Annotated in this window: 14 protein-coding genes; 10 read left to right on the top strand and 4 right to left on the bottom strand. The window is 62.2% G+C overall.

Going from position 1 to position 14,781, the window contains the following annotated elements:
- Positions 1–29: 29 nt before the first annotated feature.
- The 3 genes from BLV18_RS10880 (at position 30) to BLV18_RS10870 (ending at position 6,171) form a co-directional block, all read left to right on the top strand.
- On the top strand, positions 30–680 hold the full coding sequence (locus tag BLV18_RS10880) for an N-acetyltransferase (RefSeq protein WP_049859479.1): 651 nt from the start codon (positions 30–32) through the stop codon (positions 678–680).
- Between the two features lie 65 nt (positions 681–745).
- Positions 746–2,473 carry an autotransporter assembly complex protein TamA gene (locus BLV18_RS10875; RefSeq protein WP_090358451.1) on the top strand — a complete coding sequence of 576 codons (1,728 nt, stop codon included), beginning with the start codon at positions 746–748 and terminating at the stop codon, positions 2,471–2,473.
- A gap of 8 nt (positions 2,474–2,481) precedes the next feature.
- The gene (locus tag BLV18_RS10870; RefSeq protein WP_090358449.1) at positions 2,482–6,171 is read left to right on the top strand and encodes a translocation/assembly module TamB domain-containing protein; all 3,690 of its coding nucleotides are present in this window, start codon (positions 2,482–2,484) and stop codon (positions 6,169–6,171) included.
- 185 nt (positions 6,172–6,356) lie between these two features.
- Here the strand turns inward: BLV18_RS10870 and BLV18_RS10865 are convergent, their stop codons facing one another.
- Entirely contained in the window at positions 6,357–6,728 is a 372-nt protein-coding gene (locus BLV18_RS10865) for a Mor transcription activator family protein (RefSeq protein ID WP_090358446.1), read from the bottom strand.
- A 308-nt stretch (positions 6,729–7,036) separates the two neighbouring features.
- On the opposite strand from BLV18_RS10865, the gene BLV18_RS10860 reads away from it, so the two are divergent.
- From BLV18_RS10860 to BLV18_RS10850, 3 genes are all read left to right on the top strand, one after another.
- A complete protein-coding gene (locus BLV18_RS10860) occupies positions 7,037–7,228 on the top strand; it encodes a hypothetical protein (protein ID WP_049859483.1) in 192 nt (63 codons plus the stop codon).
- 67 nt (positions 7,229–7,295) lie between these two features.
- Complete coding sequence (locus BLV18_RS10855) at positions 7,296–7,562, top strand: PepSY domain-containing protein (RefSeq protein WP_049859484.1); 267 nt, start codon at positions 7,296–7,298, stop codon at positions 7,560–7,562.
- Positions 7,563–7,634: 72 nt separating this feature from the next.
- Positions 7,635–8,660, top strand: a complete 1,026-nt coding sequence (locus BLV18_RS10850) for an Ldh family oxidoreductase (RefSeq protein WP_090358444.1) — start codon at positions 7,635–7,637, stop codon at positions 8,658–8,660.
- Between the two features lie 51 nt (positions 8,661–8,711).
- Here BLV18_RS10850 and BLV18_RS10845 read toward each other — a convergent pair whose 3' ends face one another.
- Entirely contained in the window at positions 8,712–9,032 is a 321-nt protein-coding gene (locus BLV18_RS10845; protein WP_049859486.1) for an ElaB/YgaM/YqjD family protein, read from the bottom strand.
- 156 nt (positions 9,033–9,188) lie between these two features.
- Here BLV18_RS10845 and BLV18_RS10840 point away from each other — a divergent pair, with 156 nt between their 5' ends.
- Entirely contained in the window at positions 9,189–9,443 is a 255-nt protein-coding gene (locus BLV18_RS10840) for a hypothetical protein (protein ID WP_049859487.1), read from the top strand.
- 54 nt (positions 9,444–9,497) lie between these two features.
- Here BLV18_RS10840 and BLV18_RS10835 read toward each other — a convergent pair whose 3' ends face one another.
- Positions 9,498–9,968, bottom strand: a complete 471-nt coding sequence (locus BLV18_RS10835) for an LEA/WHy family protein (RefSeq protein ID WP_090358442.1) — start codon at positions 9,966–9,968, stop codon at positions 9,498–9,500.
- 404 nt (positions 9,969–10,372) lie between these two features.
- Here BLV18_RS10835 and eat point away from each other — a divergent pair, with 404 nt between their 5' ends.
- The 3 genes from eat to eutC are packed head-to-tail and all read left to right on the top strand — an operon-like array spanning position 10,373 to position 13,985.
- Complete coding sequence (gene eat / locus BLV18_RS10830; protein ID WP_090362219.1) at positions 10,373–11,731, top strand: ethanolamine permease; 1,359 nt, start codon at positions 10,373–10,375, stop codon at positions 11,729–11,731.
- Between the two features lie 10 nt (positions 11,732–11,741).
- Positions 11,742–13,133 (top strand): ethanolamine ammonia-lyase subunit EutB, encoded by a 1,392-nt coding sequence (locus BLV18_RS10825; RefSeq protein ID WP_090358439.1) that lies wholly within the window; start codon positions 11,742–11,744, stop codon positions 13,131–13,133.
- Between the two features lie 45 nt (positions 13,134–13,178).
- On the top strand, positions 13,179–13,985 hold the full coding sequence (eutC, locus tag BLV18_RS10820; protein ID WP_090358436.1) for an ethanolamine ammonia-lyase subunit EutC: 807 nt from the start codon (positions 13,179–13,181) through the stop codon (positions 13,983–13,985).
- A 132-nt stretch (positions 13,986–14,117) separates the two neighbouring features.
- On the opposite strand, the gene BLV18_RS10815 is transcribed toward eutC, so the two are convergent.
- Positions 14,118–14,780, bottom strand: coding sequence for an HAD family hydrolase (locus BLV18_RS10815; RefSeq protein WP_056842794.1), 663 nt, complete (start codon positions 14,778–14,780; stop codon positions 14,118–14,120).
- Position 14,781 lies beyond the last annotated feature (1 nt).

Raw genomic sequence — 14,781 nt, 5'->3', positions numbered from 1 at the left:
ACTCGTTGCACTCCTCAAGGACAGACCCGATGCCCCAGACTTCGACCACCGCTGCAGAAGTACGTCAGCTCGATGGTGGTTATGCCCGTGAAACCCGTGCGCTGCTGTACCAGACCTATCTAGTCGACCCGACCTTCGCCTACCTGTTCGAAGCCGATCGCCCAGGCTTCGAACGGCGTGTGCGTTCGACCGTGCGGCAATTGGTCAATCAGCATTTTCTCCAGGACCTGCCGGCCTTGGGCTTGTTCTTCGACGACCGCCTGGCGGGTGTTGCGCTGGTCGCGCCGCCGCAGCGTCGCCTGGGCATCACCGAAAGCTGGGCTTGGCAGTGGCGAATGATGCTCGGTACGGGTGTGGAAGGCACGCGCCGCTATCTCGAATACCATCACGCCGTCCAGGAATGCATCCCCTCGGATGCCGTCCATGTGCTGCCGCTGATGGGGCTGCACCCGGACTTTCAGGGCCCTGAACTCGGGGAGCAACTGCTGACCGCAGTGCACAACTGGTGTGCTCAGGATCCAACCTCAGAAGGCGTGGTATTGGACACCGGCAACCCGCGCTACCTGGCGTTCTTCGAGCGGCAGGGCTATACCCAGATTGGGGAAGTGAACCTGGGGCCTGTGGTCGAGCATGTGTTCTTCCACCCCAGTCCTGAAACAGTCGGTTACGCACAGGGCTGATCCAGAGCCCTCGGCAACGCCTGGCAGGGTCCAAATCGACGTACGGGTCGTGATAGCATTCGCCTATGAATTATTCAGGACGATTGGCCGGCAGCCTGGCGCTGCTGGTCGCAAGCATGGCGGCCCAGGCCCAAAGCGTACTCGACGTACGCGTCAACCCTGCCAACCCGGCACTCAAGAGCAACGTCGAAGGCTACATCGGCAGCTTGGGTGACCGTGACGGTGAGGCGCTGCTGCGCTTCAGCCGTGGAGCCGAGGAGCAGGCGCAAAAGGCAGCCCAGGCATTGGGCTATTATCAGGCACGCGTGACCAGCGAAGTGCAGCCGGGCGAAACCCCGCGCTTGCTGCTGCGTATCGAACCGGGTGAGCCTGTGCATCTGCGCAACGTCACGGTGCGCGTCGAAGGCCCGGCGGCCGACTTGAAGGCCTTTCGCGTCCCGCGCAGCAACGAGCTGGCGCCCGGTGCCGTGCTCAACCACGGTCAGTACGAAAATGCCAAGCAGCTGATCCAGAATCAGGCCTCGCGGTATGGGTTCTTCAGCGGCACCTTCAGCAAGCAGCGTCTGGCGGTCGACCCACGGGCCGGCGTCGCGGATGTCGAACTGGTCTACAACAGCGGCCCGCGTTTCAAACTGGGCAAGGTCAGTTTCCAGGGCGACACGCCGTTCGACGAAGAACTCCTGCAACGCATGGTGCCGTTCAAGGAAGACACGGCCTACGATTCCGAACTGATCGCCGAACTCAACCAGGCGTTGCAATCGAGCGGCTACTTCGAAGGTGTGCGGGTCGATGCTGCGCCCACTGCCGCCAGCGAGCGAGTCATTCCTGTCGATGTCCAGCTGACGACCCGCAAGCCTCGGACCATGGGCTTGGGTCTGGGGTATTCGACCGACGTCGGTCCGCGCGGCAAAGCCAACTGGACCCGCCATTGGGTCAACCCCCAAGGCCACAGCTACGGTGCAGAGCTGGAACTTTCGGCGCCTCGGCAGAACGTCGGGCTTTGGTACGACATTCCCCTGGATCCCCCTCTGACCGACAAGCTGCGATGGGCGGGCGGTTATCAATACGAAGAGCTGGCCGACACCGACAGCTTGAGTAAACTGCTCACGTTCGGCCCGGAATGGCACAGCAAACTCCCCAGCGGTTGGCAGCGGGTCATCTCGTTGAAGTGGCAACGCGAAGAATACCGGCTCGGCGACGACACCGGCTTGAGTACCTTGCTGATGCCCGGCATCAGCTACACCTACCTCAAGAGCGACAACAAGGTCGACCCCCATAACGGCTACCGCGTGCAGTTCGATGCCCAGGTGGCCAAGGAAGGGGTACTGTCGGACACCAACCTGTTGCATGGCAACGTAATGCTCAAGGGCTTGACCACTGTGGCACAGAATCACCGCTTGCTTGGCCGGGTGCAGTTAGGCGGCAATGCCACCAACGGTTACAAATCCGTTCCTCCTTCGTTGCGCTTCTTCGCCGGTGGCGACCAGAGCGTGCGTGGCTACGACTACCAGACCCTGTCGCCGGAGAACTCCGATGGCGATCGCATCGGCGGACGCTACATGGTCGCCGGCAGTGTCGAGTACCAATATTCGATTGCCGAAAAGTGGCGCGTGGCAACCTTCATCGACAAGGGCAATTCGTTCAACGATCTTAAATTCGCCGACCTCAAGACGGGCATCGGCGTCGGCGTGCGCTGGGTGTCGCCGGTGGGCCCCATTCGGCTCGACTTGGCCCACGCGATGGACGACGATGGCGGCGTGCGGCTGCACTTTTCCATGGGGCCGGAACTGTGAGGCCGGCGGTGAAACGCGGTGCGCTGATCACCCTGGCTGCGCTCGTTGGCCTGTTGCTGATCGTTCTGGTGACCCTTTCGCTGGTGCTGGGAACCCAGGCCGGCAGTCGTTGGGCGCTGGCCCGTGTGCCCGGACTGACCCTGGAAAACTTCAAGGGCACAGTGGGTAGCCACTGGCAGGCAGACTCGCTCATCTGGCAGCAAGGCGCGACCCGCGTCGAAGTGCGGGCGCCCGAGCTGGCCTGGTCACCCAGCTGCCTGTGGCGTATGACGCTGTGCATCGACACCCTGCACACCGACGCCATTCTTGTGCAACTGCCTGCCAGCCAGGAACCGGCCAGCGACGGGCCGATCACACTGCCTGACCTGCAGTTGCCCGTCGCCATAGAATTGGGCGATGTGAGTATCGGCAGCCTGCAACTCGATGGCGTGCAGCAGCTCAGTGGTTTCGAGCTGGCGGCGCACTGGACCGCCGACGGCCTGAAGATCGATCGCGGGCACCTGCAACGCGATGACCTGGTACTGGATCTGGACGGCACCCTGCGCCCCGGCGGCCAATGGCCGCTGAACCTCAATGCCCAAATACAGTTGCCCAAGGTTGACGACAAGCCTTGGCAAGTCACCCTGAACGCCACAGGTGATCTGCTCGACACGCTGACCCTGAACGGGCAAAGCTCCGGCTACCTGCCGGCCGCCATAACGGGCACCCTGAAGCCGCTGGCCGAACACCTGCCGGCACAGCTGCGCATTGTCAGCGATGCGTTCAAACCCAGCGCCGGGCTGCCCGACACCTTGGCATTCAATCAACTGCAGCTGCTCGCCAAAGGCGACCTGCAGGCTGGCTTTGTCATCGATGGCCACGCCAGTCTGCCAGCCGAACAATCGCCGATGACGTTAATGCTGAGCGCGCGGGTCGACGCCAAGGGTGCGGTGGTGCAGACCCTGGACATTTCTTCAGCGGCGCGGGAGCAGGTGCGGCTGGCTGGCAGCCTGGATTGGCAACAAGGTCTGGCGGCCAAGGCCACTATCGATTGGCAGGACTTCCCGTGGCACCGTTTGTACCCCGTCATTGCCGAGCCGGACGTGAAAGTCCGGCGTTTCAAAGGCGAGATCGACTATCGCGACGGCAAGTACCTGGGCAACCTGAACGGTGCCTTCGATGGCCCAGCCGGTGCGTTTACCTTGGTGACGCCATTTAGCGGCGATCTGCAGCAAGTGTTTCTGCCGCAACTGGAGCTGGTCGCGGGGCAGGGCAAGGCAGCAGGGCACCTGAACGTCAAGTTCGCCGATGGCGTTGCCTGGGACACGGCTCTGGACCTGAGCGCCATCGATCCTGCCTACTGGGTTGCGCAGATGCCCGGCAGCCTCGCCGGTCCGCTGCGCAGCACCGGTGAATTCAAGAACGAACAGCTAAAGCTCGATGCCGACCTGGACCTCAAGGGGCGCCTGCGCGGGCAGCCTGCGGTGCTCCAGGCCAAGGCACAGGGCGCCGGCGAGCGCTGGACGCTGGGGAACCTCGACGTACGCCTGGGGGACAACCGTATTCAGGGTCAAGGCAGTCTGCAACAGCAGATTCAGGCGCGACTCAACATCGATCTGGCCCGTCTGGGCCAGTTGTGGCCCGGGCTGCAAGGGCAACTCAAGGGCCAGCTCGACGCAGCCGGTACCTTGCAGGCGCCCCAGGGCAAGCTCTCGCTGCAGGGGCGTCAGTTGGCACTGGACAGCAACCGTCTGCAAAACCTGACACTGGACGCCGCCCTCGACAAGGCCCAGCGTGGCAATCTTGATTTGACCGCCGCCGGTATTCGCGCCGGTGACACCGACCTGGGCACCCTGACCGGTAAGGCCTCGGGCGATATCAAACGGCAGCAGCTGCAATTGGCGCTCAAGGGGCCGCAACTGGCTTTGGCCACTGCTCTGGACGGCACGCTGGACAAGGGCTTCACCGCGCAAAGCAGTTGGCGCGGGCGGCTGTCCAGCGGTTCGGTCCAGGCCGGTGGCCAGGATTGGCGTCTGCAGGCACCGGTACGTCTTGAATACCTGGCCGGTGGCCAGGTCAATTTCGGCGCCCACTGCTGGCGCTCGGGATCTGCCAGCCTGTGCGGCGACGACCAGCGCCTGGCGCCGCAGCCGCGACTGCGTTACCACCTCAAGCAGTTTCCGCTGGACAGCCTGGCCCAATGGCTGCCGAAGGATTTCGCCTGGAAGGGCATGCTCAACGCCGATGTCGCAATCGATGTCCCTGCCAGCGGCCCGGCCGGTGAGGTCATGATCGACGCTGGCAACGGCACCCTGCGCGTGCGCAACAAAGAGCAATGGGTTGATTTTCCTTACCAGACACTGCGCCTGACCAGTCGCTTGAACCCCAAACGGATCGATACCGAACTCAACTTCCGCGGCGATCGCCTGGGACAGTTGCAAGTCATCACCCAGATCGATCCCGTTGCGCAGAGCAAGCCGATCAGCGGCAGCTTCCGCCTGTCCGGACTCGACCTTTCCATCGCCCGGCCATTCATCCCAATGGTGGAAACCCTCAAGGGCCAACTCGATGGCAGCGGGCAGATCGCCGGTTCCCTGGTGGCGCCCCAAGTGAACGGCAATGTCACCCTCAGCGGCGGTCAGATCGCCGGCCCTGAACTGCCGACCACGCTCGAGGACTTGCAACTGCAGGCATTGATCGCAGGTGAAAGCGTGCGCCTGCAGGGCAGTTGGAAAAGCGGCAAGACGGGTCAGGGGACGTTGGGCGGCACGGTCGCCTGGGCCAACGCTCTGGACGTGGACGTGCAGCTCAAGGGATCGCGCCTGCCGATCAACGTCGAACCCTATGCGACGCTCGAAGCGGCACCGGATCTGAGTATCCAGATGAATGGCGAAAGGCTCGCCGTGGCCGGCAAGGTGTTCATTCCCAAAGGGGCCATCGTCGTCCGTCAGCTGCCACCGTCCACCGTCAAACTTTCCGATGACGTGGTGATCGTCGGTAACCAGACCGAGCAGGGCAAGACACCCTTGCCCATGGCGATCGATATCGATGTGGAAGTGGGTCAGGAAAAACTCACCTTCAACGGCTTCGGCCTGAGTGCCAACCTGGCCGGTCACGTGCACATCGGCGACAACCTCGACACTCGGGGTGAATTGGCGCTCAACGACGGGCGCTACAACGCCTATGGCCAGCGCCTCACCATACGACGCGCGCGGCTGTTGTTTGCCGGGCCCATCAGCCAGCCATACCTGGACATCGAAGCGATCCGTACCACGGGCGATGTGATTGCCGGTATTCGCTTGACCGGCAACGCCGAGCAGCCTACCAGTGAGGTGTTTTCGGAACCCACCATGAGCCAGGAGCAGGCGCTGTCGTATCTGGTGCTGGGTCGCCCGCTAGGCAACAGCGGCGAGGACAACAACATGCTGGCCCAGGCGGCGCTCGGTTTGGGGCTGATGGGCAGTTCGGGAGTGACTAGCAAATTGGCGACCGACCTGGGTATCGAGGATTTCCAGCTCGACACCCAGGGCAGTGGCGATGCAACCAGTGTGGTCGCCAGCGGTAATCTGTCGGAGAAACTCAGTTTGCGTTATGGGGTGGGGGTATTCGAGCCGGCCAATACCATTGCCTTGCGCTATCTGCTCAGCAAGCGTCTCTACCTGGAAGTGGCCAGTGGCGTGGCCAGCTCACTGGATCTGTTCTACAAGCGCGATTTCTGAGGGGTGAACCCAGGCCCGTGAATGGGCCTGGGGAACGGTTCACTAGGCTCCGTGTGAAAAGCCTTGATACTTGGTGATGCTGCGTTGAAAACAGCCTCGGAATGCTCATTTACAACCCGTAAACTCCGCTTCCTCGGCTGTTTTCGCCTTGCCTGACCTTCGTCTTAAGACTTTTCACACAGACCCTAGCCAAGGGTGCGGCGGATGTTGCCGATCTGGCGCTGGCTCAGTCCATATTTGTGCGCCAGCACACTGCGTGAAGTGCCGTTGAGCGTTTCGTGGTGAATCTGCTGGTTGCGCCACTGCCGCAGAAAATGATCGGACTTGGGGATTTCCAACGCCATGCCGGCGAAGCGCTTGATCAACGCGGCCACCGTTTCGACTCCGAGCTGTTCGCTCAGGCTTGTGCGTTGCGGGTGCTTGGGGATGTAGCGTGGGCGCCCGCCATACAATTGCGTCAGGCGATAGGCTTGCTCGACGCCAATGCAGTCGATCAGTACCTGTAATGAGTGGGGGAGTTGCTCGACGTCGATCTGCTGGAGCTGTTGGGTGTTCATGGTGACTTCCTTGTGGCAGCAAATGGCCCATCCGGCCGGCAGTCATTCTTGTCCAGGCGCCTTTGAGGCTCTAGGAGTCAAGGGGTCTCTGGATGTAGGTGGGTTCCGACAGCTACGTCGGAAACGTTCATCACGATGCCGCATCCCAATGGCCCATGATTCAGTCCTTGAACGCCATCCCCTGTTGCGCCCAGGCGTTGTAAAATGCGACTTTTCGCGCACAGAGCTGACTTCGGTTCATGTGCAATCTACGCAAAGGCAGGAGGCCGAATACCCAGGCCGGCCAACACCCCTGTAAGGACCTTTAGATGACTCAAGCTCAACGTATCAAATATTCCTTGCTGATTGCCCTGCTGGTGCTGCTGGCAATGCTCGGCCTGTCGTACCTGCAGACCCAAGGCGTGATCACCGAAAAACTCTTTCAATACATTGCCATGGGCATTGCCGTGCTTGTGGTTGTGATCAACGGGGTGATGCGGCGCAAGGTCAAGCGGCCGTGAACTAATTTTTCAGCGTGACGCTCCAAGACAGTGCAGCACATACCAATCACTGTTATGGAGTGCCCCCATGTTCAAGAAGACTTTGACTGCCGTAGTTGCAACTTCCGCCCTGATGACTGCCGGCCTGGCGCTGGCCGACAAGCCGGGTGCGGGTTGGATCACCATCGAGAAAGCCATCGAAACCGCCAAGTCCAAAGGCTACACTCAGGTCACCAAGATCGAAGCCGACAACGATGGGTACTGGGAAGGCGAAGGTCTCAAGGCTGATGGCGTGACTTACGAGTTCCGCATCGATGGCGTATCGGGCAACGTGCTGCGCGATCAGAAGGACTGATTCGAGCAGGCTTGTCCTGAGGCAGGTGGGTATGGCGTACTAGGACTCTGTTCCATTCACGCCAGGAAGCCCATGATGCCTGCCAGCGACGCCTCGCAATCGTTGTCCTTCTCCGATCTGACGCAGCTGCTGCGTCAGATCTTTCTGCGTCATGGCACCTCGGTCGAGGTGGCCGACATTCTCGCCCACAACTGTGCCACCGCCCAACGCGACGGCGCTCACAGTCACGGCACATTCCGCATACCCGGTTACCTCTCTACCTTGGCCAGCGGCTGGGTGGACGGCAAGGCGCTCCCCGTGGTCGAGGATGTGGCGGGCGGTTACGTCGCGGTGGATGCCGCTGGAGGCTTTGCCCAGCCGGCGTTGGCCGCTGCGCGAGGGCTGTTGGTGAGCAAGGCGCGCGAGGCGGGCATCGCTGTCCTCGCTATCCGCAACTCCCACCATTTCGCCGCGCTCTGGCCGGATGTAGAACCCTTCGCCGCCGAAGGCCTGGTCGCCCTGAGCGTGGTCAACAGCATGACCTGCGTCGTTCCTCACGGCGGTAACAAGCCGTTGTTCGGCACCAATCCCATAGCGTTCGCGGCGCCTTGTGCGGGCAAGGATCCCTTGGTCTTCGATATGGCCACCAGTGCGCTGGCCCACGGTGACGTGCAGATCGCCGCGCGGGCGGGCCATTCGGTGCCCGTGGGTAGCGGTGTCGACAAGCACGGACAGCCCACCACCGATCCGACGGCGATTCTCGAGGGTGGTGCGCTGCTGCCCTTTGGCGGACACAAGGGCTCGGCCTTGTCGATGATGGTCGAGCTGCTCGCCGCAGCGCTCACTGGCGGGAATTTTTCCTTCGAGTTCGACTGGAAGCGACACCCCGGCGCGCAAACGCCCTGGACCGGGCAACTGATCATCGTCATCGACCCCAGCAAGAGCGCCGGTCGGGATTTTGCCGTGCGTAGCCGCGAGCTGGTCGAGCGCATGCACGAGGCAGGGCAGACACGGTTGTCGGGTGACAGACGCTATCGTCAGCGGGCGTTATCGCACAGCCAGGGTATTTCGATGTCGGTGCAGGAGGTGGAAAAGCTGCGGGCATTGGCGGGGGAGTAAATCGACAACACAAGAGGGCCGCAGCGATCGGCGGCCCAGAGCGGAGGTGAATCAGTTACGACGGCCCAGCAACAGACCGAGCAGCAAGCCACAGGTCGCCGATGCGGCCACGGTCTGCCACGGATGGCCACCGATGTAGGTCTGCGTGGCTTCGACCACCGGTTTGGCGCGTTCACGCAGGCCGGCGAGGGAATAGGACACATGTTCGAGTTTGGAGTTGACCTGCGCGCGCACGGTGTCGGCCTCGTTGCTTCCCAGAGAGGCGCTGTCCCTGAGCATTTTTTCCGACTCTTCGATCAGCGCCAACAGCTCGCTGAAGACTTGATCCTTGATTTGATCCTCGGCCGATTGAGCACCTGATTTACGGGCCATTTCACTAACTCCTGGTGTTTATTAAGGCAGTGCAAGATGGAGTCCCAGCGCCCTGGAAAGTTGCATGAAGGGCTTGGGCGCGCCGTCTGTTCCTACAGATTTTCATGTATAGGCGTGTAAGATGTCGCCTGTTTTTTCTGCTGACAGGTACCTGCAATGAGCTTCAATCTCGCCAATCGCTCGCTGGCCGAGCGCGCCATGATCGAGGATGAAAAAGCCCGTCTCTACGAGCTGTGGCAAGCCAACCTGGGCAAGGCCAAAGCCGAAGCCGCGCGTCTCATCGGCGAAAAGGCCAAGCGCAAGGGCCGCTGGGCCGAATGGGTGCGGGGCGAGCTGGATGGTATGTCACCGCCCGAGTACGCGAACATGGTGCGCGCCGAAGTGAACAAGCTGATGGCGGCGGCACGCTGATTCACCTGGCGTGGTGCATCCCAAGGATTACTCGGTCCGCGACTCCATCCGCACTCAATAGCCCGCTGCGGACGGTAGACTCAAGGTACCGCTGTCGCTGAAACGCACCGTCCCGAACAGCCCCCCGGCAAGCTTTCCGTGCAGGCGGTAGGGCAAGCCGTTCAAGCTCTGCGCCGGGTTCAGGCCCACCGCCTGGCGCAAGGCGGTCAGTGCAGAAACGCTGACCGGCACTACCAGCACGTCCTCCGAATACCGCTCGATACGGCCGTGCTGACTGCTGACGCCGCTGGCCAGCGGACGGCCGTTGACATCCAGATTCACTGCCACGCCGTCGTACTCGATGGGCGTTTCGTTGGGGTTCTGCAGTCGCAGCTTGATGGCGAAGCGCAGTTCCAGTTCCTGCGCCGGCAAGGGCTCGATGCCTACCACGCTGATGGACACCGGGTCACGCTGGGGCAATAGCGAACAGCCCACCACGCTGGCCAGGAACGCTACGGTCAAACAACTGCGAATCAAGCGAAACATGGTTTTGCAACTCACCGGCCGAGCACGTCGCTCCCTGTCTGCGACCATGAACGACGCTATCGGTTCGCCGCCTACGCGCAATGCGGGGCAGGGTTGGACACACCTCCATCATGAGCTGGCTTGATGTGTGCAGATGTTTCAAAGAACTGTTTCCGAGAATCGTTCAAGCACAGGGTTCAAGGAAACGGCGTTCCTGTGTAGTCAGCCATACACCGTGAAAAAGTGCTGCCATCGAGTGCTCGTGATTGGGGCATCGTACGAAAACGCGTGCTTCAACTTGGCGCGCCATCGGCGAAGTCGATGGCAAGGCAGCTTTCATATTCACGGCGCCAGATCGCCATTGGGCGCCTATGGTTACCTTCAGGAACGCTCCTTTGCTCATCTCCACCTTCGAGGGCACACCCATGACCGTTTCGCAACTCAAACCCACGCTGGGCACACTGCACCTGTGGGGCATCGCCGTTGGCCTGGTGATCTCCGGTGAGTATTTCGGCTGGAGCTATGGCTGGGGCAGTGCTGGCACCTTGGGTTTCCTCTGCACGACGCTGATGGTCGCCGTGATGTACACCTGCTTCATTTTCAGCTTCACCGAACTGACCACCGCCATCCCCAACGCGGGTGGACCCTTTGCCTATAGCCTGCGTGCGTTCGGCCCTACCGGTGGAATGATCGCCGGGCTGGCCACGCTGATCGAATTCGTGTTTGCCCCGCCTGCCATCGCCATGGCCATCGGCGCCTACCTCAATGTGCAGTTTCCAGGGCTCGACCCCAAGTGGGCGGCAGTGGGGGCCTATTGTGTGTTCATGAGCCTGAACATCGTCGGCGTGAGCATCGCCGCCACGTTCGAGCTGGTGGTGACCATCCTCGCCGTGCTGGAACTGTTAGTGTTCATGGGGGTGGTGGCGCCAGCATTCAGTTTCAGCAATTTCGCCCTGGGCGGATGGGCCGGGTCGGACACGTTCAGCCTGGGTGCTTTGAGCGGCATGTTCGCGGCGATTCCCTTCGCCATCTGGTTCTTCCTGGCCATCGAAGGCGCGGCCATGGCCGCCGAGGAAGCCAAGGATCCCAAGCGCACCATTCCACGGGCCTACATCGCCGGTATCCTGACCCTGGTGACCTTGGCCATCAGCGTGATGATCTTCGCCGGTGGCGTGGGTGACTGGCGCGCCCTGGCCAACATCAACGACCCGCTGCCGCAGGCCATGAAAGGGGTAGTAGGCGAGAACTCCAACTGGATGCACATGCTGGTGTGGATCGGCCTGTTCGGGCTGGTCTCCAGTTTCCACGGCATCATCCTGGGCTATTCGCGGCAGTTCTTCGCGCTGGCACGGGCCGGCTTTTTGCCCGCAAGCCTGGCCAAGCTGTCGCGTTTCCAGACACCTCATCGCGCCATCCTCGCCGGTGGCGTGGTGGGTATCGCAGCGATCTTCAGCGATGGCCTGGTCAATCTCCAAGGCCTGACGCTGACCGCAGCGATGATCACCATGGCCGTGTTCGGCGCCATCGTCATGTACATCATGAGCATGCTCAGCCTGTTCAAACTGCGTCGCAGCGAGCCACAACTGGAGCGTTCCTTTCGCGCCCCCGGCTATCCGCTGGTGCCGGCCATAGCCTTGCTGCTGGCGCTGGTGTGTCTGGTGGCGATGGTGTGGTTCAATGCCATGATCTGCGGGATCTTCATCGGCCTGATGGCCCTCGGCTCGCTGTTCTGCGTCTTCGTGCGCAGCCGTGGCGACCGCCAACCCGTACTGGCCAGCGAGTGAGGAGGGCAGCATGAGTTTCGTGCACAGCATCGGCGGGCAAACCTGGCGTTTCGACAGCCTCCGGCAGTTGATGGCCAAAGCCAGTCCGGCACGCTCCGGCGATTACCTGGCCGAGATCGCCGCCGGCAGCGATGCCGAGCGGGCGGCCGCGCAGATGGCGCTGGCCGAGGTGCCGCTCAAGCGCTTTCTGGACGAGGCGTTGATCCCCTATGAAGAGGACGAAGTCACTCGGCTGATCGTCGACACCCATGATGCGCAGGCTTTCGCTGCGGTCAGCCATTTGACCGTGGGCGGCTTCCGCGATTGGCTGCTCGGCGATGCGGCCAGCGAAACCAGCCTGCGCGCCTTGGCGCCAGGCATCACGCCGGAGATGGCCGCGGCTGTCTCGAAGATCATGCGCGTGCAGGACCTGGTCCTGGTGGCGCAGAAGATCCGGGTGGTCACGCGCTTTCGCAACACGGTCGGGCTGAGGGGGCGCATGTCGACACGGTTGCAGCCCAACCACCCCACCGACGATCCGGCCGGCATTGCTGCCAGCGTGCTGGATGGCCTGCTGTACGGCAACGGCGATGCCATGATCGGCATCAACCCGGCCAGCGACAGCTTGAGCGCCATCAGCGAACTGTTGAAGATGCTCGATGGCGTCATCGAGCATTACGGTATCCCGACCCAGTCGTGCGTACTGACCCATGTCACGTCCTCGATCGCGGCGATCGAACGTGGCGTGCCTCTGGACCTGGTGTTCCAGTCCATCGCCGGTACGCAGGCGGCGAACAGCAGTTTCGGCGTCAGCCTCGCGGTGTTGCAGGAAGGCTACGAAGCGGGTCTCAGCTTGCGCCGCGGGACAGTCGGTAACAACCTGATGTACTTCGAGACAGGCCAGGGCAGTGCGTTGTCGGCCAATGCCCACCATGGCGTGGACCAGCAGACCTGTGAAGCGCGGGCCTATGCCGTGGCGCGCCGGTTCGACCCTTTTCTGGTCAATACAGTGGTGGGATTCATCGGGCCGGAATATCTGTACAACGGCAAACAGATCATCCGCGCCGGGCTCGAGGATCATTTCTGCGGCAAGCTGATGGGTGTGCCGATGGGCTGCGACATCTGCTACACCAATCATGCCGAGGCCGATCAGGATGACATGGACATGCTGCTGACCCTGCTGGGTGTGGCGGGGATCAATTTCATCATGGGCATTCCAGGCTCGGATGACGTCATGCTGAACTACCAGACCACGTCCTTTCACGACGCCTTGTACGCGCGCAAGACCCTGGGCCTGCGCCCGGCGCCCGAATTCGAGGAATGGCTGGCGCGCATGGACATTCTGCAACAGAAGGATGGCCAGCTGCGTCTGGGCAGCGGCGTGCCGCCGTTGTTCGGCAAAGCACTGGGGCGGCTGGGTTGAAGCGCCGGTTTCGTCTGGTCATAGCGATGGGGTGGACAGTAAATCATGAATGATAAAACGCTGACACAAGGTGATCCCTGGCATGCGTTGCGTGCACTGACACCGGCGCGCATCGCCTTGGGGCGAGCTGGCACCAGCCTGCCCAGCCGTGCCCAATTGGACTTTCAGTACGCTCACGCGCAAGCTCGCGATGCCGTTCACCTGCCGTTCGACCAGGCCAAGCTGGTACAGGCCCGTCCCGAGAGCCTGAGCCTGCACAGCGCGGCGGGTGATCGGCATGTCTATCTGCAGCGTCCGGACCTGGGGCGGCGCCTGGACGAGGCGTCGCTGCAGACCTTGCGTACTTATGCCAACGAGCATGCGACCGGTTTCGACCTAGCGCTGGTGATCGCCGATGGCCTCTCCGCGTTGGCGGTGCATCGGCATGCGCTGCCCATGCTCGAGCGCATCGAGCGGATTGCCGCTGACGAGGGCTGGAGCCTGGCGCCGATCTGCCTAGTGCAGCAAGGCCGGGTGGCGGTGGCCGATGAAGTCGCTCAGGCGTTGCGCGCGCGCATGGTGGTGTTGCTGATTGGTGAGCGCCCGGGCCTGAGCTCGCCCGACAGCCTGGGGCTCTATTTCACCTATGCACCGCGGGTGGGGTTGAACGATGCTGCGCGCAATTGCATTTCCAATGTGCGTCTCGAAGGCCTGAGCTACGCCACGGCCGCGCACAAGCTGCAGTACCTGATGCGCGAAGCGCACAAGCGGCAGCTGTCGGGTGTACATCTGAAGGATGAAGCGCTGGTGCCTGAAATCGACAACGACACCCCCCAGCGCCCCGGCAATTTCCTGCTCCACGATCCCGCGTAGCAGCAACCCCTGTGGGAGCGGGTTCTACCCGCGAATGGTTCACTGCGGTAGATGGGCAAGGCCGGGTTGTATCAGGAATACCGCATGGACCGCCGACGCGGCTTGCGCCGCTGCTACAGGGGGCGCAGCTGGTTATTGTCCTTGGCGCATTTTGTCGATATGAATCCAGAGGTTTTCATCCTCGTAGGATTCGATCACCAGATTGGCGCCGGCGGATCTGAGGGTCTGCGGCGATTGGCTGGTCGACAGCGCGACGGTGAACAGACCGGCCGCGACTGCGGCTGTCACGCCTGGCACCGAGTCCTCGAAAGCGATGCCAGCCTCGGCCCGGGCACCCAAGCGTTGCAAACCGGTCAGGTAGGGCAGTGGATCGGGTTTGGCGCGCTCCAGCTCTTCGGCGACCACCACCTGCGGCAGGCGCTCGGCCAGGCCCAGAGCGTCGAGCATGTGCTCGGCATTGGCACGCGGAGCGTTGGTCACCACGACCATGCCCAGGCCTTCGCGCTCGGCGTGGTCGAGCAGGCGCAGCAGCCCGGCGATGGGCGTCAGTTGCGGGGCGAGGTCGCGAAAGCGTGCTTCCTTGCGATCGGCAAAGGCTTCATGCTCGGCCACCGAGCGATCCGGGAACAGGTACTGGCACATGTCGGCGTTGGCCCGGCCACTGGCGTGCAACTGGAATTCTTCGTGGGTGAAGTCGCGGCCTTCCTCGGCCAGCAATTGCTGGACGGCAAGCAGGTGCAGGGCGTCGGTTTCGGTCAGAGTGCCATCGAGGTCGAACAGCAGGGCTTCAAGCATG

It is taken from the genome of Pseudomonas coleopterorum, assembly GCF_900105555.1.
In the GTDB taxonomy this organism is placed as follows: Bacteria; Pseudomonadota; Gammaproteobacteria; order Pseudomonadales; family Pseudomonadaceae; genus Aquipseudomonas; species Aquipseudomonas coleopterorum.
This window is presented reverse-complemented; position numbering and strand designations above follow the sequence as displayed.

What these genes read in the sequence shown, in the direction of transcription:
- BLV18_RS10880 (WP_049859479.1), top strand. Translation starts at nt 30, where the DNA reads ATGCCCCAGACTTCGACCACCGCTGCAGAAGTACGTCAGCTCGATGGT.
- BLV18_RS10875 (WP_090358451.1), top strand. Translation starts at nt 746, where the DNA reads ATGAATTATTCAGGACGATTGGCCGGCAGCCTGGCGCTGCTGGTCGCA.
- BLV18_RS10865 (WP_090358446.1), bottom strand. Translation starts at nt 6,728, where the DNA reads ATGAACACCCAACAGCTCCAGCAGATCGACGTCGAGCAACTCCCCCAC.
- BLV18_RS10860 (WP_049859483.1), top strand. Translation starts at nt 7,037, where the DNA reads ATGACTCAAGCTCAACGTATCAAATATTCCTTGCTGATTGCCCTGCTG.
- BLV18_RS10855 (WP_049859484.1), top strand. Translation starts at nt 7,296, where the DNA reads ATGTTCAAGAAGACTTTGACTGCCGTAGTTGCAACTTCCGCCCTGATG.
- BLV18_RS10850 (WP_090358444.1), top strand. Translation starts at nt 7,635, where the DNA reads ATGATGCCTGCCAGCGACGCCTCGCAATCGTTGTCCTTCTCCGATCTG.
- BLV18_RS10845 (WP_049859486.1), bottom strand. Translation starts at nt 9,032, where the DNA reads ATGGCCCGTAAATCAGGTGCTCAATCGGCCGAGGATCAAATCAAGGAT.
- BLV18_RS10840 (WP_049859487.1), top strand. Translation starts at nt 9,189, where the DNA reads ATGAGCTTCAATCTCGCCAATCGCTCGCTGGCCGAGCGCGCCATGATC.
- BLV18_RS10835 (WP_090358442.1), bottom strand. Translation starts at nt 9,968, where the DNA reads ATGTTTCGCTTGATTCGCAGTTGTTTGACCGTAGCGTTCCTGGCCAGC.
- eat (WP_090362219.1), top strand. Translation starts at nt 10,373, where the DNA reads ATGACCGTTTCGCAACTCAAACCCACGCTGGGCACACTGCACCTGTGG.
- BLV18_RS10825 (WP_090358439.1), top strand. Translation starts at nt 11,742, where the DNA reads ATGAGTTTCGTGCACAGCATCGGCGGGCAAACCTGGCGTTTCGACAGC.
- eutC (WP_090358436.1), top strand. Translation starts at nt 13,179, where the DNA reads ATGAATGATAAAACGCTGACACAAGGTGATCCCTGGCATGCGTTGCGT.
- BLV18_RS10815 (WP_056842794.1), bottom strand. Translation starts at nt 14,780, where the DNA reads ATGCTTGAAGCCCTGCTGTTCGACCTCGATGGCACTCTGACCGAAACC.